General features: G+C 56.9%; 15 protein-coding genes and 1 tRNA gene. 11 read left to right on the forward strand and 5 right to left on the reverse strand.

What is annotated here, in order from left to right:
* Positions 1–8: 8 nt before the first annotated feature.
* From GFB49_RS01090 to fabI, 4 genes are all read right to left on the reverse strand, one after another.
* The gene (locus tag GFB49_RS01090) at positions 9–1,838 is read right to left on the reverse strand and encodes a peptidylprolyl isomerase (RefSeq protein WP_153213960.1); all 1,830 of its coding nucleotides are present in this window, start codon (positions 1,836–1,838) and stop codon (positions 9–11) included.
* Positions 1,839–2,017: 179 nt separating this feature from the next.
* Positions 2,018–3,202 carry an aminotransferase gene (locus tag GFB49_RS01095; protein WP_153213961.1) on the reverse strand — a complete coding sequence of 395 codons (1,185 nt, stop codon included), beginning with the start codon at positions 3,200–3,202 and terminating at the stop codon, positions 2,018–2,020.
* Positions 3,203–3,293: 91 nt separating this feature from the next.
* A complete protein-coding gene (gene gpt / locus GFB49_RS01100) occupies positions 3,294–3,797 on the reverse strand; it encodes a xanthine phosphoribosyltransferase (RefSeq protein WP_153213962.1) in 504 nt (167 codons plus the stop codon).
* Positions 3,798–3,866: 69 nt separating this feature from the next.
* Positions 3,867–4,673 (reverse strand): enoyl-ACP reductase FabI, encoded by an 807-nt coding sequence (fabI, locus tag GFB49_RS01105; protein ID WP_153213963.1) that lies wholly within the window; start codon positions 4,671–4,673, stop codon positions 3,867–3,869.
* Between the two features lie 153 nt (positions 4,674–4,826).
* Between fabI and pdxH the strand changes: the two genes are divergently transcribed.
* The 9 genes from pdxH to GFB49_RS01150 all read left to right on the forward strand — a co-directional run bounded on the left by pdxH (position 4,827) and on the right by GFB49_RS01150 (position 15,962).
* Positions 4,827–5,432: a pyridoxamine 5'-phosphate oxidase gene (pdxH, locus tag GFB49_RS01110; RefSeq protein WP_153213964.1), complete on the forward strand. Its 606-nt coding sequence runs from the start codon at positions 4,827–4,829 to the stop codon at positions 5,430–5,432.
* A 120-nt stretch (positions 5,433–5,552) separates the two neighbouring features.
* A complete protein-coding gene (locus tag GFB49_RS01115) occupies positions 5,553–6,083 on the forward strand; it encodes a cold-shock protein (protein ID WP_343032429.1) in 531 nt (176 codons plus the stop codon).
* Between the two features lie 16 nt (positions 6,084–6,099).
* A complete protein-coding gene (locus GFB49_RS01120) occupies positions 6,100–6,549 on the forward strand; it encodes a DUF192 domain-containing protein (RefSeq protein WP_246149566.1) in 450 nt (149 codons plus the stop codon).
* Between the two features lie 43 nt (positions 6,550–6,592).
* Positions 6,593–6,669 (forward strand) — tRNA-Pro (locus tag GFB49_RS01125).
* Positions 6,670–7,413: 744 nt separating this feature from the next.
* Positions 7,414–11,052 carry a vitamin B12-dependent ribonucleotide reductase gene (locus GFB49_RS01130; RefSeq protein WP_153213966.1) on the forward strand — a complete coding sequence of 1,213 codons (3,639 nt, stop codon included), beginning with the start codon at positions 7,414–7,416 and terminating at the stop codon, positions 11,050–11,052.
* Positions 11,053–11,459: 407 nt separating this feature from the next.
* Positions 11,460–11,954, forward strand: a complete 495-nt coding sequence (locus tag GFB49_RS01135) for a hypothetical protein (protein ID WP_153213967.1) — start codon at positions 11,460–11,462, stop codon at positions 11,952–11,954.
* Positions 11,955–12,168: 214 nt separating this feature from the next.
* Positions 12,169–13,542, forward strand: a complete 1,374-nt coding sequence (gene cysS / locus GFB49_RS01140; RefSeq protein ID WP_153213968.1) for a cysteine--tRNA ligase — start codon at positions 12,169–12,171, stop codon at positions 13,540–13,542.
* Entirely contained in the window at positions 13,539–15,164 is a 1,626-nt protein-coding gene (cimA, locus tag GFB49_RS01145) for a citramalate synthase (RefSeq protein ID WP_343032430.1), read from the forward strand. The genes cysS and cimA overlap by 4 nt, the downstream gene beginning before the upstream one ends.
* 12 nt (positions 15,165–15,176) lie before the next feature.
* Positions 15,177–15,962, forward strand: a complete 786-nt coding sequence (locus GFB49_RS01150) for a squalene/phytoene synthase family protein (protein ID WP_153214525.1) — start codon at positions 15,177–15,179, stop codon at positions 15,960–15,962.
* A 36-nt stretch (positions 15,963–15,998) separates the two neighbouring features.
* Here GFB49_RS01150 and GFB49_RS01155 read toward each other — a convergent pair whose 3' ends face one another.
* Positions 15,999–17,216, reverse strand: a complete 1,218-nt coding sequence (locus GFB49_RS01155; protein WP_153213969.1) for an MFS transporter — start codon at positions 17,214–17,216, stop codon at positions 15,999–16,001.
* Positions 17,217–17,287: 71 nt separating this feature from the next.
* Here GFB49_RS01155 and GFB49_RS01160 point away from each other — a divergent pair, with 71 nt between their 5' ends.
* Positions 17,288–17,962, forward strand: coding sequence for a DNA-3-methyladenine glycosylase family protein (locus GFB49_RS01160; protein WP_246149567.1), 675 nt, complete (start codon positions 17,288–17,290; stop codon positions 17,960–17,962).
* Positions 17,959–18,624: an alpha/beta hydrolase gene (locus GFB49_RS01165; RefSeq protein WP_153213970.1), complete on the forward strand. Its 666-nt coding sequence runs from the start codon at positions 17,959–17,961 to the stop codon at positions 18,622–18,624. The genes GFB49_RS01160 and GFB49_RS01165 overlap by 4 nt, the downstream gene beginning before the upstream one ends.
* Positions 18,625–18,634: the final 10 nt, after the last annotated feature.

Here is an 18,634-nt window from a genome sequence, read left to right on the forward strand (position 1 = left end):
CGCCTTTATTAGTGGAAGTTGGCCTGAACAGCCGACAAAGCCTGTTGATTGACCTGCGGTTGCGCCTGTTGCAGCAGATCATTGGCATAGGCCTCAAACAGGCCTTGGGCCAGCGATTGATCCAGCTGTTGTGCGATGGCGTCCGCCAAGGAGTTCAGCTCATCCGTTTCCGCAGGGGGCAGAACCTCATCCAGGCGGACCACAACGGTGTTGTCTTCGCCTGTGACCACGCGCAGATCACCGGGTGCCATTTCGAACACTTGGTTCATCAGGTTAGCCGGAGTGTGATCCAGATAAGCCGTACGGGTCAGCGCGGTCTCAGTCTGAACCTCTGCTGTCTCAGGGAAATCGCCGCCTTCGGTGGTTTGGGTCACCAACGTCTCGGCTTGCTGCTCCAGAGCCTGTGACACGCGGTTTGCCTCCCAGGCGGCGTTGACCGCATCGCGTGCATCCGCAAACGGTTCGGGACGCGGTTCAAGCGTTTCATCCAGGCGCAGCGCATAGAGGCTGCCATCGGCCAGGAAATCTACGGTTGGGAAATCATCCAGCGTCACCGCAGCGGCGCGGTTGCGGAAACCGTCATAGGCTGCGATGTCCGCATCACTGTCGGCGGTCCAGTTGATCTGGCCCAAGGAAAGGCCGTCACTGTTGGCCAGCTCTTCCAATGTCACGCCTCCTGCCAGAAGGTCTTCGATATCTTCCGCGCGGGCTTCGATCAAACGGCGGGCGCGATCACCCGCCAGTTCGCGGCGCAGTTCGTCACGCACCTCATCCAGGGACGTATTGCGGGCGTCCAGAATGCCGTTCACCCGATAAAGCGCAGGGCCAAGGTCAGAGGGCAGGGGCGCTGTCACCGCGCCAGCCGCAACCGCAAAGACGCCCTCTGCCGCATCGCCCAACGCATCAGGGGTCAGATCGCCAAGGTCGATGTCCGCCAGATCAAGACCCCGTTCCGCGACCAGACCTTCAAACGTTACTTCGCCTGCGTCAATCCGAGCCTTGGCAGCTTCTGCGGCGGCTTGGTCGCCAAATACAAGACGTTCAACCAGACGGCGGGCGGGCAGATTGTATTGATCCGCGCGTTGTTCATACAGCTCGACCAGTGCGGCTTCTTCCACGTCGATATCCGCCATAACCATTTCCGGGCTCAGCTGGACATAGGTGATGACTTTGGTTTCCGGCAGCGTGAACGCGGCAATGTTTTCATCATAAAATGTCTGCAACTCAGCGTCGCTTGCAGCCACTTGCGGCAGGATCACATCCTGCGGCGACAGCAAAACATAAGAAAAGCTGCGGCGCGAACCGACATAGTTCAACAGTGTTGCGCGCATGGTTTCGGGCATTTTTACACCCGAGATCACCGCGCCCTGCACCAAGGTCCGCGCTGTTTCCTGACGAATGTCCGCTTCAAACTCACGCTCGCTCAGACCTGCGTTTTGCAAGGCAAAGCCGTAAGCCTCGCGGTCGAAGCTGCCATCGATGCCCTGGAAGGCAGGAATTTCCGAAATTTCCCGCAACAGATTGTCATCCCCGGAAGAGACGCCGATGCGTTTCACCTCATTGTCGATCGCGGCCACGGACACCAGACGGTTCAAAGTGGTGCGGTCCAAACCCAGTTCGATCATTTGTGAGATCGAAAAGGCCTGCCCGGATTGCGCTTGAATGGCGCGTTGTTCCTGTTGCAGCGCGCGGGCGTAATCATTGATCGAGACTTCTTCGTCCCCAACCGTAGCCACAGCCGTGCCGGATCCGGTAAAGCTCACTGCGCCAAAGCCTGCAAGGCCCAGGATCAGCATCCCCATAAGGATCCATACGAAGGTTTTTGAGAGTTTTTTCATGCCTGCCGCCCTGATGGCCAAATTCCAGTTTTCCGCCGCTCCCTGCGCCCAACCCGATGTCGAATGCACAAACGGGAGCCGCGTCTGTGTGGTTCGCCGACCTAATTACGCTGCCACTGGCGGGGGGGCAAGGCACAGCAGTGAGTCAGGTCGCAAAGTTCTGTGCGAAATGCGCGGCCCTAACGCCGGTTTGGGTGCCAATCTGCCAATCGACGATACATTTCAGCGATCCCATCCGCGTCCACATTGGCAAAAGCGATGCGGAATTGACGCTCTCCGCTGGGATCATTTTCGGGTGTGAACATCGATCCGGGCAACATCAAAATCCCACAATCATGGATCATCTGCTGCGCCAGATCGATCGAAGGCGTGTCAAACGGGTGTTCGACATAGGCAAAATAGGCACCACAGCCCAGAAGACGCCAGCCTTGGTCTTGCAATACGGCAAAACCAGCCTCAATCGCAGCACGACGATCCAGAACCTCTTGACGTTCCTGCGCAAGCCAGCCCTGCAGATTGGCAATTCCCCAGGTCGCAGCAATCTGTCCGATCTGGTTGGGGCAAATCGTATGCGTATCTAGGAATTTTTCAATTTCGAACAATTTCGCGCGACCCGCTATGATAGCGCCAACCCGGTGTCCCGTAAGTCTATAGGATTTAGAGAAGGAATAGAGGTGCACCAACGTGCTTTCCCATACGTCAACTTGGAACAACTTATGCGGTATTCCCGTGCGTTGATCAAAGTCGCGATAGGTCTCATCCACAATCAAAGCCACGCCGTGATCGTGTGCCAATCTCATGAACGCTTCCAGAAGGGTATCGGGGTATTCAACGCCACAAGGGTTATTCGGCGTGACCAGCACGATGGCGCGGGTCTTCTCGGTCATCAGCTGTGCGGCCATGTCTGCGTCGGGCAACATGCCATCGCCGACGGGCAGGGGAACTGAGGTCACGCCCGCCAAGTCCAACGCCATCTTGTGATTAAAGTACCAGGGTGTTGGCAGGATCACCTCATCCCCTTCGTCGCACAGGCAGGCAATCGTGGCCGTAAAGGCCTGGTTGCAGCCCGAGGTGATTGCAACCTGATCCGCCGTGATCTGCGCCGCATAGTGGGCGCTGACTTGTTCTGCCAGCGCCTCACGAAGCTCGTGCCGCCCCAGCACTGCGCCATAAAGATGCGCACTGTCATCTGTCAGCACCGCCTCGGCAATGACGTTGCGTAAAGCTTCGGGTGGAGGATCGGCTGGCGCGGCCTGGCTGAGGTTCAAAAGCGGGCGATCTGCCGGAAATGAGACCCCCTGAAGCCATCGCCGCGATTCGACGATGGGCGAGGAAAAGGTGCGTTTGGTGCGTGGTATCGCCATAAAAGCCTCCGCCTTGGGCTGTCTCAAATAAAAGTGACGTAACGAAAAAAGGCGCCCCTAACAGGAGCGCCCGATCAGAAATTGGATGGGTTTAGTCTTTGCCGCGATAAGGTTCGACATATTGCAAAGCCATGTCCCAAGGGAAGAAGATCCAGGTGTCCTGGCTGACCTCGGTGATAAACGTATCCACCTGGGGCCGCCCTTTGGGCTTGGCATAGACCGTTGCAAAATGCGCCTTGGGATACATTTCCCGCACCAGCTCCAACGTCTTTCCGCTGTCGACCAGATCATCGACGATCAGGATCCCGGTACCATCGGTCATCAAATCGGCGTCGGGCGCTTTCAGCACCTGTGCCCGACCCTGGTCCTGGTGGTGGTAGGATTTGACGCTGATGGTGTCCACGGTTCGAATATCCAGCTCTCGGCTGACAATCATCGCAGGCGCCATACCGCCTCGTGTGATGGCGACCACAGCACGCCAGGCGCCGTCGTCAGGACCCTGGCCATCCAGACGCCACGCCAGAGCACGGCTGTCCCGGTGGATCTGGTCCCAGCTGATGTGAAAGCCTTTTTCGTGTGGAAGACGATCTGTCATTAGGGTGCTCCTATTGCGCTGCGGCGCAGTCGTTGGCGGCCGCCTCCTTTGGCGATCCGCCTTATTTTATTAGGCTTTGGACATATCAGGTGCGTCAACGGCCTTCATGCCGACAACATGGTACCCCGCATCCACGTGCAGGTTTTCACCCGTCACGCCGGAACCAAGATCCGACAAGAGATAGAGCGCAGATTTGCCCACATCCTCGGTTGTAACATTACGGCGCAGGGGTGAGTTATGTTCGTTCCATTTCATAATGTAACGGAAATCACCAATGCCCGAAGCCGCCAGCGTCTTGATCGGGCCGGCCGAGATCGCGTTGACGCGAATGCCGTCTTTGCCCAGATCTTCGGCCAGGTATTTCACCGAAGCCTCCAATGCGGCTTTTGCAACGCCCATGACGTTGTAATGTGGCATCACCTGTTCCGCACCATAGTAGGTCAGGGTCAGGGCACTGCCGCCTTCGCTCATCATCTTTTCCGCGCGTTTCATCACGGCTGTGAACGAATAGACCGAGATATCCATCGTCATGGTGAAATTGTCACGGCTGGTGTCGACATACCGCCCGCGCAGCTCGTTTTTGTCAGAAAAACCAATGGCATGAACAACAAAGTCCAGCTTGCCCCATTTTTCCTCGAGCGCTGCGAACAGCGCGTCAATCGACGCTTCGTCCGCGACGTCGCACGGCAGCACGATCTCGCTGCCCAGTTGCGCCGCAAGCGGGTCGACCCGTTTCTTCAGAGCATCGCCCTGATAGGAAAACGCAAGTTCCGCTCCGGCGTCGGCGCAGGCCTTGGCGATGCCCCAAGCAATTGATTTATCGTTGGCAAGGCCCATAATTAGGCCGCGTTTACCAGTCATAAGTTGACTAGACATGCAGGTTCTCCGCCTGTGATCACGTGATTATGTGGTGTTTATTATGACAAAGCGGCTGCTTCAAGAGGTCACGGTGGCTTGCGCACGCTTGTGGTCAATAATCTCAGCGCTTACGTATCCCTATACATTATAATTTGGTGGGGATTTCAGCATATGTCTGATCGCAACGCAGTATTCTCGGGCGACAACCCGTTTGACATCGCACGGCGCTGGCTGACCGAGGCCGAAGCCCAAGAGATCAATGATCCAAACGCGATAGCCTTGTCCACCGTGGACAGCGACGGGATGCCCAATGTGCGAATGGTGCTGCTGAAAGAGATCGAAGACGCGGGCTTTGTCTTTTACACCAATTACGACAGCACCAAGGGTCAGGAAATCTCTGCATCCGGTAAGGCAGCCTTTGTTATGCATTGGAAATCTTTGCGCAGACAGATCCGCGTGCGCGGGTTGGTGGAGCGCGAAGAGGGGCCAAAAGCCGATGAATATTTTGCGTCTCGCTCCCTCAAAAGCCGCCTTGGGGCCTGGGCGTCACAACAATCCAAACCCCTGGCAAGCCGGGCCTCGCTGATGGCTGAAGTTGCCAAGATCACGGCCACAAAAGGTCCTGCGCCCAAGCGCCCTCCGTTTTGGGGCGGGTTCCGAATTTCACCCCTAGAGATTGAGTTCTGGGCCGATGGCGACTTCCGTCTGCATGATCGTTTCCAATGGAGCCGATCAGATATTGGGCAAAACTGGTCAGTACAGAGATTGTCTCCATAACATTTTAGTGCGAATTTCCATTTTGCCACATCCGACACAAATTTGTACTTGCAAATGTTCAATCAATTATCGCATCAGAAAAACGCACATAATAATTCAAAAACGATTGGTGAGATTCCAGTGGCTGAAGACGTTAATCTGAGCAGCATGCAAACTCTGCGTGGTGTGGTGAAGTGGTTTGATCCGACCAAAGGCTATGGCTTTATTGTCTCAGACGAAGGCGGCCCCGATATTCTGCTTCATATAAATGTACTAAGGAACTTTGGACAAAGCTCGGTTGCAGATGGGGCAGTCGTGCAGTTGATCGCACATCGCACGACACGTGGCGTGCAGGCGGTCGAAGTTCTTGAGATCGAACCGCCAAAGCGCGAAGATGTTCCGGTGCTGAGCGATTTTGCTGAGCTGGACATGGCAGAGATCAGCACGCGACCGCTGGAAGCTGCGCGTGTGAAATGGTTCGACAAAGGAAAAGGCTTTGGCTTTGCCAATGTTTTTGGCCGGTCAGAGGATGTGTTTTTACATGTGGAAGTTTTGCGGCAATCTGGCCTTGCGGACCTGCAGCCTGGCGAAGCGCTTGCGATGCGTGTCATCGACGGCAAACGCGGACGTATGGCGGTTGAAGTTCTGGCCTGGGAAGCAGCCAATATCTAATATGATACGCCAGTTGATGGCTGTTGGTGCTGTGCTGATGATGGGAAGCGCGGCTTTTGCGGAGTGCCGCGAAGGGCAGGTCGAGCTCAAAGGGGATTTTGGGCAACTGGCGTTTTCCATCGAATTGGCTGATACACCTGCTGAACGCTCGCAGGGTTTGATGTTTCGCGAAACCATGCCACGCAGCGCTGGCATGCTTTTCGTTTATGAATATCCGCAGCGTGTCGCCTTCTGGATGAAGAATACGTTGATTCCGTTGGACATGCTGTTCGTCGACGCGAACGGTCGAATTTCCCACATCCATGAAAATGCAATCCCAAAGGACCTGACCGTGATTCCGGGCGGGGACTCGGTCTTTGCGGTGTTGGAAATCAACGGTGGTTTGGTCGCTAAATACGGCATTTCGGTCGGTAACGTGCTGCGACACAAAGTTTTTTCAAATTCTTCGCCAATTTGGCCTTGTTAGGGGTTTTCATTCCCATCCAGCAAGGATAGGAAGGCGCACGGTCCGGGGCGTGGCGCAGTCTGGTAGCGCACCTGTTTTGGGTACAGGGGGTCGTAGGTTCGAATCCTGCCGCCCCGACCACTTTCTACTCTCAACGTAGAAAGTGGTCGGAGAGACCGAAATCCAAGAAAATCGACTCACATGATTGTCCGCGATTGTCGGGACCCTTCGGCACTGGCCAAGTCTTAACATACTACATGTAGTCCATTCGTGAATTAACCAAACCTTAATCAATTGGCCCAAAATCGCGCCAAAACATGGCAGGTTAACCGCGGTTCTGATTTATGTGCCTGCTAATCAATCTTCTCCTTTGGTGAAGAAATGTCACACGGCTGGCGCTGAAACGTCTGGCAATTTTTACGCAGAGCGGGATGTAGAGACATACGATTCATTGCGCGGTTGCAGCATCTCAAACGGTTGAAATCTTAAGACATCTCGGCAAGGTATTGATTTCACGTGGCTTCGAAAAAACCAGCCGCTTATGCTGCTTTTGCATTGCCTTGATTGACCCCGCCTTTGGTGAATCAAAAACACTTGCACCCCCATGACTGCCGTTTCTCCGTCAATAGAAAAGAAGGGTAGAACATGGTAAATTTGGCGTTGACCAATTGTGTCCAAATACGTCAGATTGTGTGTACTGGACGCGGCGACACAAGATCTTGTAGGTCAAATTGGGGTAACCGCAAGAAAGCTCAAAACAACGTTTTTTCATAGCCTTACGGGCACGTCGGCGTGTGCAATGCGCCGCGATAAGGCGTTTTTTGGCTGTTTACGCGTCCGATCACGAATGAAAACCGAATTGACTGCAGAGCCGGGGCAGAACGCATGAAAATCGAACGGAAGTTTACCACCGCAGGGGAAGACGCCTACGCTGGTTTGAAATTTAACGCTGCCACTTCCGAAATCCGCAATCCAGATGGCACGATCGTGTTCCGACTGGACGACATTGAAGTTCCCTCGACCTGGAGTCAGGTGGCCAGCGATGTCATCGCACAAAAATACTTCCGCAAGGCCGGTGTCCCGGCCAGCACCAAGAAGGTCCGCGAAAAAGGGGTTCCTGAGTTCCTCTGGCGTTCGGTTCCGGCGGATGATGCCGTTGAAATGGGCGGTGAAACCTCCTCCAAACAGGTATTTGACCGTTTGGCCGGTGCCTGGGCCTATTGGGGTTGGAAAGGGGGATATTTCTCCTCTGAAGAGGATGCGCGTGCCTATTTCGATGAAATGCGGTTTATGCTGGCCACCCAACGCGCGGCACCAAACTCGCCTCAATGGTTTAATACCGGCCTGCACTGGGCTTATGGGATCGATGGCCCATCACAGGGTCACCACTATGTCGATTTCAAATCCGGCAAGCTGACAAAATCGGCCAGTGCCTATGAGCATCCGCAGCCGCATGCCTGTTTCATCCAATCTGTCGCCGATGATCTAGTGAACGAAGGTGGCATTATGGATCTATGGGTCCGTGAGGCGCGCCTGTTCAAATATGGCTCCGGGACGGGCACAAACTTTTCTGCCCTGCGGGGCGAAGGTGAATCGCTGTCAGGTGGGGGCAAATCCTCGGGGCTGATGGGCTTCCTGAAAATTGGGGATCGCGCCGCTGGTGCGATCAAATCTGGCGGGACAACCCGTCGAGCAGCGAAGATGGTGATTGTGGACGCCGATCACCCGGATATCGAGGACTTCATCCAATGGAAGGTCCTTGAGGAACAGAAGGTTGCCTCCATTGTTGCGGGTTCCAAGATGCACGAGAAGATGCTGAACGGGATTTTTCAGGCGATCCGCAACTGGGACGGCGCCGAGGCTGACGCAACCGATCCCGCGAAAAACGACGGGCTGAAGAAAGCGGTGCGTGAAGCCAAAAAAGTCGCGATCCCGGAGACTTATGTCAAACGCGTGCTGGACTATGCCAAACAGGGATACACCAGCATCGAGTTTCCGACCTATGACACCGATTGGGACAGTGAAGCCTATAGCTCGGTATCGGGACAGAATTCCAATAACTCGATCCGGGTCACCAATGCCTTCCTCACAGCGGTTGAAAAAGATGCCGACTGGCAGCTCATCAATCGTGTGGATGGCTCGGTGTCAAAAACCGTAAAAGCCCGGGATCTGTGGGAGAAGGTGGGTCACGCCGCTTGGGCCTGTGCAGATCCCGGCATTCAATTCCATGACACCGTGAACGAGTGGCACACATGCCCCGAAGATGGTCAGATTCGCGGTTCAAACCCCTGTTCGGAATATATGTTCCTGGACGACACCGCCTGTAACCTGGCGTCGATGAACCTGCTGACCTTCTATGAAGATGGCAAGTTCCAGGCCGAAGATTACATGCATGCCTGCCGCCTGTGGACGCTGACGCTGGAAATCTCGGTGACCATGGCGCAGTTCCCGTCCAAGGAAATCGCCCAACGGTCCTATGACTTCCGTACGCTGGGTCTGGGCTATGCCAATATCGGCGGCCTCTTGATGAATATGGGCCATGGCTACGATTCGGACGAGGGACGCGCGCTTTGTGGTGCACTGACCGCGCTGATGACCGGTGTGGCCTATGCCACCTCGGCCGAGATCGCGTCGGAACTTGGTGCCTTCCCCGGCTATGAGCGCAATGCAAAACACATGCTGCGTGTCATCCGCAACCACCGCAATGCGGCCCGCGGCATGGCCGAAGGGTATGAAGGGCTGACCGTAAAACCAGTTCCGCTCGATCTGGACAATTGCCCCGATGCGCGTCTGGTGGATTTCGCCATGAGCGCCTGGGACGAAGCACTGGAGCTGGGCGAGCGCCACGGGTATCGCAACGCGCAGACCACCGTGATTGCCCCCACGGGCACCATCGGTCTGGTGATGGATTGCGACACCACCGGGATCGAGCCTGACTTTGCCCTGGTCAAATTCAAGAAGCTGGCGGGTGGCGGGTATTTCAAGATCATCAACCGGTCGGTTCCGGCCGCGCTGGAAGGTCTGGGATATACCTCTGCTCAGATCGAAGAAATTGTCTCTTATGCGGTCGGTCATGGCTCCATCGGCAATGCGCCGGCGATCAACCACACCTCGCTGACCGGGCATGGCTTTGGCCCGCGCGAGCTGGCCAAAATCGACGCCGCACTCGAAAGCGCCTTTGACGTGCGCTTTGTCTTTAACCAATGGACCCTGGGCGAAGATTTCTGCACCGGTGTTCTGGGCATCCCATCGGCCAAGCTGAACGATCCCGCCTTTGATCTGTTGAACCACCTTGGTTTCAACAAGGCCGAGATCGACGCCGCCAATGACCACGTCTGTGGCACCATGACATTGGAGGGCGCGCCGCACTTGAGCGAAGATCACTATGCGATCTTTGACTGTGCAAACCCCTGCGGCAAGAAAGGCAAGCGTTATCTTAACGTTGAAAGCCATATCTGCATGATGGCGGCGGCGCAGTCGTTCATCTCGGGTGCGATTTCCAAGACGATCAATATGGCCAATTCCGCTACGATCGAGGAATGCCAGAAGGCCTATGAGCTGAGCTGGTCCTTGGGCGTCAAAGCCAATGCGCTTTATCGGGACGGCTCCAAGCTGAGCCAACCTCTGGCGGCGGCACTGGTCGAAGACGATGATGACGCGGCAGAGGTTCTGGAAACTGGCACACCACAGGAAAAAGCAACCGTTCTCGCCGAAAAAGTCGTCGAGAAAGTGGTCATCAAAGAGGTGCTGAAATCTCACAGGACCAAAATGCCGGAACGCCGCAAAGGGTACACCCAAAAGGCGGTTGTCGGTGGTCACAAGGTGTATCTGCGGACCGGCGAATACGGCGATGGCTCCTTGGGTGAGATCTTCATCGACATGCACAAGGAAGGCGCGGGCTTCCGGGCGATGATGAACAACTTCGCCATCGCGGTCTCGGTTGGTTTGCAATATGGCGTTCCGCTGGAAGAGTTTGTGGACGCCTTTACCTTCACCAAGTTTGAGCCCGCCGGCATGGTGCAGGGCAACGACTCGATCAAGAACGCAACCTCGATCCTGGATTACATCTTCCGGGAACTGGCAGTGTCTTATCTGGATCGCACCGATCTGGCGCATGTCAAACCCGAAGGCGCGGCATTTGACGATGTGGGACGTGGCGACAAGGAAGAGGGGATCTCAAACGTTTCCGAAATCTCCGACACTGCAGCCACGCGGTCACTGGAGGTGCTGAAACAGATTTCCTCCACCGGGTATCTGCGCAAACGTCTGCCCCAAGAGCTGGTGGTCTTGCGGGGTGGTCAGGAAGCCCCTTCGACCATCTCCGATGTCGAAGATCCTGTGGCAGCGCTGCAGACATTGGTGCCTGAAACATCGCAGCCGCGATCGGGCATGGATGCGCGCACCAAGGCGAAAATGCAGGGGTATGAAGGGGATCCATGTGGCGAATGCGGTAACTACACTTTGGTGCGCAACGGCACCTGCATGAAGTGCAACACTTGCGGCGCAACATCTGGCTGTAGCTAAGAGAGGTTTTAGCCGGCGCGCGCCATTCACCCCCGGTGCGCGCAGGCGGCCTTGGGTCCCCAGGCTTAAAACGGGGACCACGAAATTTCGGAACCCTGGGGCGGGTGCGCTCGCTCTCAGCGTTGGTCAGGCCGCAGGCAAAAAACAACGAGCGGTATAAAGCAGAGCCTGAACGACGAAACTTACCTCCTCTTCTGCGAAGAGGAGGTTTTATTTTGTCTGGCTTACCAGTGCCTCAGGCGTCAGCGCATTTTTTATGGATTTCTGCTGATATCCCTGCTGTTGGTTAAAAAGAGCGCGATTTTGGAAACCGCAGGTTAAGCAATATGGCCCATAATGAAACCTGGGATGTCAGGCGCGGCGGCGCTGCTTTTTAATCTATCGGTTGAACAATGGGACACTACAGAATGTGGATGGCTCGGGCTGTTGCTCTGGGCCTCATGGTATCGATATCGGTTTTGCCTGGGTACGCACAGGATCAGCGCGGCTTTTTCCTGGGCGCAGGCTGGCCCGGTGGTGGGCAGGTTCATCTGTTTGAAAATCGCGGATCCGGCGCGCAGCTTGGTCCGTCCCACGCGTTGCAATTGCAAACCTATCAGCAGGGCGCGTCCCTGCAACGTTTGGCGGATCAATGGGAGATGGACCCACAAAGTTTGAACCGTCATACTCCGGTTCAACTCCAGGCCGGATATGATTTTGGCAGGCTTTTGGGATATCTCTCGCTTCAGGATGACGGCCATGAAGGGGTAATGGAACTGGATCAGGGCGCGCTGAGCATTGGCATCTCGGTCCCTGTTCGCCAAAACATCCAGCTGATCGGTGAGGTCAGCCAGACAGAGGCCAATGCCGCAAACACCGGCACCTATAACATCTGGTCCCTCAGCGCTGGTTTCCGGTTCTAAACAAAAGGCGGTTGGCCTTTGACCCCCATCGTGATACAGCAAAGTCATGAAGCCCAAATGCACCCTTATTCTCATTTGTATTTCCTGCTGATTTCCTCAGCGGGCTGGTTTCTGTCGTTTTCTTCTTCCTGACAAGCTGCTAAGCCCGCGCTGCGCGGATCCGCGCAAGAAGCCACGCGGAATACCTGGGCCCGACCGAGTAAACGGAGCTGTCATGACGACGATCAAATTGCACAACACCTGGACCCGTCAAAAAGACGTCTTTGAGCCGATTGATGCGCAGAATGTGCGCATGTATGTCTGTGGTCCAACCGTTTACGACCGCGCGCATCTGGGCAATGCCCGGCCCGTGGTGGTGTTTGACACGCTCTTTCGCCTGCTGCGTGAGGTCTATGGCGCGGGTCACGTGACTTATGCGCGCAATTTCACGGATGTGGATGACAAGATCAACGCACGCTCCGCAGAAAGTGGCCGCCCGATTGGCGACATCACCGCCCAGACCACCCAATGGTTCCTGGACGACATGGGAGAGCTGGGCGCGCTGGAGCCGAACCACATGCCCCGCGCCACCGCCTATATTGCCGAGATGGTGGATATGATCGGCGTGTTGATGGAGCGCGGTCATGCCTACGCCGCTGAAGGTCATGTTTTGTTTGCGGTCGACAGCTGGAAAAAAGAATACGGCAAGCTGTCGGGCCGTTCCGTCGATGACATGATCGCTGGCGCGCGGGTCGAAGTGGCACCTTACAAGAAGAACCCGATGGATTTTGTCCTGTGGAAGCCGTCCACCGGCGACCAACCGGGGTGGGAGAGCCCTTGGGGCTTTGGTCGTCCGGGCTGGCACATTGAGTGTTCCGCCATGAGCCAGGCCTTGTTGGGCAAGGATTTTGACATTCACGGCGGCGGCAATGATCTGATCTTCCCACATCATGAAAACGAGATCGCTCAAAGCCGCTGTGCGAACCCGGACCACCGCTTTGCCCGGTATTGGCTGCACAATGAGATGCTGCAGGTCGAAGGCAAGAAGATGTCCAAATCACTGGGCAATTTCTTTACCGTGCGGGATCTGTTGGATCAGGGCATTCCGGGTGAGGTGATCCGCTTTGTCTTCCTGCAGACCCATTACCGCAAGCCAATGGATTGGACCGAGGAAAAGGCCAAGCAATCCGAGGCCACGCTGCGCAAGTGGCGGGCGCTGACAGCGGGCGTCGAACCCGCTGCCACCGCTGCTGCCGCGGTCCTGGAGGCGCTGGCGGATGATCTGAACACCGCGGGCGCGGTTGCAGAGCTGCATAAGCTGGCCGCCAGCGGGGAGGCCGCCTCCTTGTTGGCGTCGGCCCAGTTGATGGGGCTGTTGACACCTGCGCTTGGCGCATGGGCAGAGGCACCGAGCATGGAACTGACCCCCTTTGCCGATCGGTTGGCTGCGGCGCGGGAGGCGGCCATGGTCAGCAAGGACTTTGGCGAGGTTGACCGGTTGAAAGCGGCCTTTGTGGAGGCTGGACTGGAAGTGCGCATGTCGAAATCCGGTGTGGAACTGGTTCCGACCACAGGTTTTGACGCCGCCAAATTGGAGGCACTGGCGTGACCAAGGAGCGTCTGTACCTTTACGACACCACATTGCGGGACGGGCAGCAGACCCAGGGCGTTCAGTTTTCCACCGCCGAAAAGCAGCAGATCGCCGAAGCGCTGGATCTGTTGGGGGTGGACTATATCGAAGGGGGATGGCCCGGCGCCAACCCCACCGACAGCGCGTTTTTTGAGGCAGCGCCCGAGACCCGCGCGCGTATGACCGCCTTTGGCATGACCAAACGGGCGGGACGGTCGGCCGAAAATGACGAGGTTCTGGCGGCAGTATTGAACGCGGGCACGGGTGCGGTCTGCCTGGTTGGCAAAAGCCATGATTACCATGTGACCCAGGCCCTTGGCATCACGCTTGAGGAAAACCTTGAGAACATCCGCGCCTCGATCGCCCATATCGTGGGGCAGGGGCGCGAGGCGTTGTTTGATGCTGAGCACTTCTTTGACGGCTATGCGGACAATCCAGACTATGCGCTGGCCTGTTGTCAGGCGGCTTATGAGGCAGGCGCGCGGTGGGTGGTCCTGTGCGACACCAATGGGGGCTGCCAACCGAGCCGGATTCGGGAGGTTGTGCAGGCGGTGATTGCCAGCGGCATTCCCGGTGGCCACCTGGGTATCCATTGTCACAATGACACCGAGCAGGCCGTGGCCTGTTCGCTGGCTGCGGTTGAGGTCGGAGTGCGTCAGGTTCAGGGCACGCTGAACGGATTGGGCGAGCGCTGCGGCAATGCTAATCTGGTCACCTTGATCCCGACGCTTATGCTCAAGGCGCCTTATGTGGATCTGGTGGACACCGGCGTGTCACAAGACAGACTGGGAGATCTGACCCGCATCAGCCGGATGTTGGATGAAATCCTGAACCGGGTTCCACAGAAACAAGCGCCTTATGTGGGGGCCTCGGCCTTTGCCCACAAGGCAGGTCTGCACGCCAGCGCCATTCTGAAGGATCCGTCAACTTATGAACATGTGGACCCTGCGGTGGTTGGCAATGGGCGCATTATTCCCATGTCCAATCAGGCAGGGCAGTCGAACCTGCGCAAACGTCTGATGGAAGCTGGGATCGAGGTGCCAAAAGGCGACGCCGCCCTGCCGCGTATCCTTGAGGTGATCAAAGAGCGCGAGGCGCAGGGCTATTCCTATGACACGGCACAAGCCTCGTTTGAGCTGTTGGCGCGTCGGGAGCTGGGTCTGTGCCCTGAGTTCTTTGAAGTGAAACGTTATCGGGTGTCGGTGGAACGCCGCAAGAACAAGTACAACCAGATGGTCAGCCTGTCCGAGGCTGTGGTGGTTGTGGTGGTTGATGGTGACAAACGCCTGTCGGTGAGCGAGTCGATGGATGAAACTGGCAGTGACCGGGGTCCGGTGAACGCGCTGTCCAAAGCCCTGCAAAAGGACCTGGGTCGATACTCCGACCAGCTGGCAGGCATGCGTCTGGTTGATTTCAAGGTGCGCATCACCCAAGGCGGGACCGAGGCAATGACGCGGGTGATCATCGACAGCGAGGACGCAAGCGGACACCGCTGGTCCACGGTCGGCGTCTCACCAAACATAATTGATGCGTCGTTTGAAGCAATGCTGGATGCGGTGAACTGGCGTCTTTTGCATGCCGAGACGATGGCAGCGGAGTAAACCGTGGCAGAGCTGCAATTTGACGACGACCTGCGCGCCTGTGCTGAATTGGTCGAACGGGCGGATCCGGATCGGTTTCAGGCTGCCATGGCGGCTCCGGTGCCCGCACGGTTTCGGCTCTTTGTGCTCTATGCATTTAACGCGGAACTGTCGCGCGCGCCCTGGGCCAGTCAGGAAAGCATGATTGCAGAGATGCGCGTTCAATGGTGGCGCGATGTAGGGGCAGAAATTGCCAGCGGAGCGCCCGTGCGCCGTCACTTTGTGGCAACCCCTTTGGCGAAGGTTCTGTCACCCACAGAAGCCCAAAACATCGACGCCATGGCCGAAGCGCGGCGCTGGGACATCTACCGTGACCCGTTTTCGGATGTGGAAGCCTTGGTCCAGTATCTGAAGGACACATCCGGCAATCTGATGTGGATGTCTGTCGCAAGCCTTGGGTCGAATCTGGGGCAGGGGGACGAAACCGCTGCGCGGGAATTCGGCTTCGCGCAGGGCGTTGCGAATTGGCTGCGCGCCGTTCCTGCGTTGGAAAAACAAAACCGCGTTCCGTTGGTGGATGGCACGCGTGAAGGTGTGCAAGAGCTTGCGCAAATTGGCCTGGATGCTTTGCAGAAATCACGGCGCTCTGGCGCGTTTGCCGCAGAAACCCGCCCGGCGTTGCTGGCAGGCTGGCAAAGCGAGGCGATCCTACGCCAAGCTTTGAAAGAGCCCCAGCGGGTGGTCGCAGGTGAACTGGGACTGAGCGAGTTTAAAAAGCGCCTGCGTCTGATGTGGTGCGCCAGCACCGGTCGCTGGTAGACAGGCAATCAGACTGGGCCGCTTAGCCTGAACACGTCAGACTGGGCGGGGGCGCAAGGCCAATCGCAACAGAACCGCACCTGCCAGAACCAGGAAAGGCGCCATCGCCAGGTTCACCGCGCTCCACCCTTCGGTTGGGGTTCCACCAGAACAATTCATCAGACCACCGGACGACAGCGATGCCAGAGTGACACCGCCAAAGACGAGGAAGTCGTTCATGCCCTGCATGCGACCTTTTTCCGAGCCCTCATGGGCTCCGGCCAACATTGTGGTTGCGCCAATAAAGCCAAAGTTCCAGCCAAGCCCCAGAAGGATCAGCGCGATATAGAAATTCTCAAGCGTTACCCCGCTTAGCGCTACACCACCTGCGCCGGCAAGGATCACCAGACCCGCGCCAACAATCTTTTCCACGCCAAAACGGGCGATCAGATGGCCAGTAAAGAACGAGGGAACATACATCGCCAGAACGTGGCTCATCACAACATTGGCGGCATCACCTTGGCCAAAACCACAGCCTACAACCGCCAACGGTGTCGAGGTCATCACCAGGTTCATCAAAGCATAGGACACGACCGCACAGATCACAGCGGTCGAAATCACAGGGTCTTTCAGCAGTTCCATCCGGCTGCGACCACGTGGTGCCGAGGCGGAAGGTTTTTCCGGCATTGGGATTTTCAAAAAGAAAAACACCGCAGATCCCACCAGATTGAGCAGGATGATCACCATATAGGTGCCCATAAACGGCACCACAAAGGCGTCGGATGTTTCGACCACCAGCGTCTTGCCCAGCACCGCGGCCAGCAGGCCGCCTGCCATGACATATGAGATCGCCTTGGGGCGAAACGCATCGGACGCCGTGTCCGCAGCTGCAAAACGGTAAAACCCCTGTGCGCTCATATAGACGCCGGTCAAAAGGCTGCCGGCGAGAAAGATCGGAAATGACCCAAGATAAAGCCCATAGGCCCCAACAGCTGCCCCAAGCGCGCCAAATAAGGCCCCCATCAAAAACCCGACACGCCGCCCAAAACGCTGCATCACAGCCGACACTGGGTTCGCCGCCAACATGGATCCCGCAACGATCAATGAGATCGGCAGGGTTGCAAAACATGCGTTGGACGCCAATGACTGTCCTGCAAGGCCGCCGATGGTAAAAATCATCGGCATCTGTGCACCAAGGATGGCCTGAGCCATCACAAGGATAACAACATTGCGTTTGGCGACGCGATCATCGGGGGCTGTCATGGTCATTGTCATGTGAACTGCCTACTCCTATGGAAGAAAGGGAACAAGAGTCTCACGCCGCTTGGTACAATCACAGTTTTGCAATGCTTGAACCCACCAAACCAACAAACCCTGCAGAGATGCCGCAATCAATCGGCCGGGTCATCACCTCGGACGACTGTGTAGCCGAAGGAGCCGCCTGGCTGGCGTCGGCCGAACCGCGCTTTGCCCATGCGCTCACCCTAACGGGGCCTTTGCCGCTACGGCTGAAATCGGATGGGTTTGATCAGCTGCTAAGCGCGATTGTCAGCCAACAGGTGAGCGTGGCCTCGGCCAATGCCATTTGGAAACGGATGCAGGAGGCGCGGCTAACAGGTCCGCGTAAAATCATGTGGGCCAGCGACGATGATTTGCGCGCTGTGGGGCTCAGCCGTCAAAAGATCCGATATGCCCGCGCCCTGGCTGAGGCGCGGATTGATTTCAAAGCATTGCGCGATGCGCCAAATGATGTGGTGATGACAACCCTGACCCAAGTGCCCGGCATCGGAGTCTGGACGGCTGAGATTTATGCCATGTTCTCGCTTGGACGGGCGGATGTTTTTGCGCCGGGTGATCTGGCCCTGCAAGAGGCGGCGCGGGTGTTGTTTGACCTGGATGCACGGCCCAAAGAACGTGACCTGCGCGACATGGCCCATGCCTGGTCGCCCTGGCGGTCGGTTGCGGCGCGGCTCTTGTGGGCCTATTACCGAGTGGCAAAGGACAGGGAAGGGATCCGATGACACGTGTTTTGAACGCAGGGCGCAAAGCGCCGCTTTCCGGGGACACCCGATCTGCTGTGGTGTTTCTGCATGGCTATGGCGCGAATGGGGCCGACCTTTTGGGCATGGCCGATCCATTGGCCGAACATTTGCCCGATACGTTGTTTGTGGCGCCTGATGCGCCCGAGGCCTGTGCCGGTGCGCCAATGGGGTTCCAGTGGTTCCCGATCCCATGGATTGACGGCTCCTCCGAAGAAGAGGCCGAACGCGGCTTGTTGGCGGCAGCCGAGGATCTGAACGCCTTTTTGGATGCGTTGATGGTGGATGAGGATCTGCTGCCCGAGCAGGTTGTCCTGTTGGGTTTCAGCCAGGGCACCATGATGAGCCTGCATGTGGCCCCACGCCGCGAAGATCCGGTGGCCGGTGTTGTCGGCTTTTCCGGGCGTTTGATGCGACCAGAACTTTTGGACGACGAAGTGGTGTCGCGGATGCCCATTCTTCTGGCCCATGGGGATCAGGACGATGTTGTGCCAATCCAATCGCTGCCTCAGGCTGCCGAAGCGCTGCAAGAGGCCGGGTTCAAGGACGTCTATGCCCATGTGATGAAAGGCACCGCGCATGGGATCGACCCCGATGGGCTGGGCGTTGCCTTGGCTTTTATGCGCGATGTCCTGAGTCTGTAAACCGGACCCG

Source organism: Tritonibacter litoralis (assembly GCF_009496005.1).
Lineage (GTDB): Bacteria > Pseudomonadota > Alphaproteobacteria > Rhodobacterales > Rhodobacteraceae > Epibacterium > Epibacterium litoralis.

Bases quoted from the DNA above. Each gene is read 5' to 3' on its own strand.
- GFB49_RS01120 (WP_246149566.1), top strand. From the start codon at position 6,100: ATGGCTGTTGGTGCTGTGCTGATGATGGGAAGCGCGGCTTTTGCGGAG.
- GFB49_RS01165 (WP_153213970.1), top strand. From the start codon at position 17,959: ATGACACGTGTTTTGAACGCAGGGCGCAAAGCGCCGCTTTCCGGGGAC.
- GFB49_RS01155 (WP_153213969.1), bottom strand. From the start codon at position 17,216: ATGACAATGACCATGACAGCCCCCGATGATCGCGTCGCCAAACGCAAT.
- GFB49_RS01135 (WP_153213967.1), top strand. From the start codon at position 11,460: ATGTGGATGGCTCGGGCTGTTGCTCTGGGCCTCATGGTATCGATATCG.
- gpt (WP_153213962.1), bottom strand. From the start codon at position 3,797: ATGACAGATCGTCTTCCACACGAAAAAGGCTTTCACATCAGCTGGGAC.
- GFB49_RS01090 (WP_153213960.1), bottom strand. From the start codon at position 1,838: ATGAAAAAACTCTCAAAAACCTTCGTATGGATCCTTATGGGGATGCTG.
- GFB49_RS01130 (WP_153213966.1), top strand. From the start codon at position 7,414: ATGAAAATCGAACGGAAGTTTACCACCGCAGGGGAAGACGCCTACGCT.
- GFB49_RS01095 (WP_153213961.1), bottom strand. From the start codon at position 3,202: ATGGCGATACCACGCACCAAACGCACCTTTTCCTCGCCCATCGTCGAA.
- GFB49_RS01160 (WP_246149567.1), top strand. From the start codon at position 17,288: ATGCTTGAACCCACCAAACCAACAAACCCTGCAGAGATGCCGCAATCA.
- pdxH (WP_153213964.1), top strand. From the start codon at position 4,827: ATGTCTGATCGCAACGCAGTATTCTCGGGCGACAACCCGTTTGACATC.
- cysS (WP_153213968.1), top strand. From the start codon at position 12,169: ATGACGACGATCAAATTGCACAACACCTGGACCCGTCAAAAAGACGTC.
- fabI (WP_153213963.1), bottom strand. From the start codon at position 4,673: ATGTCTAGTCAACTTATGACTGGTAAACGCGGCCTAATTATGGGCCTT.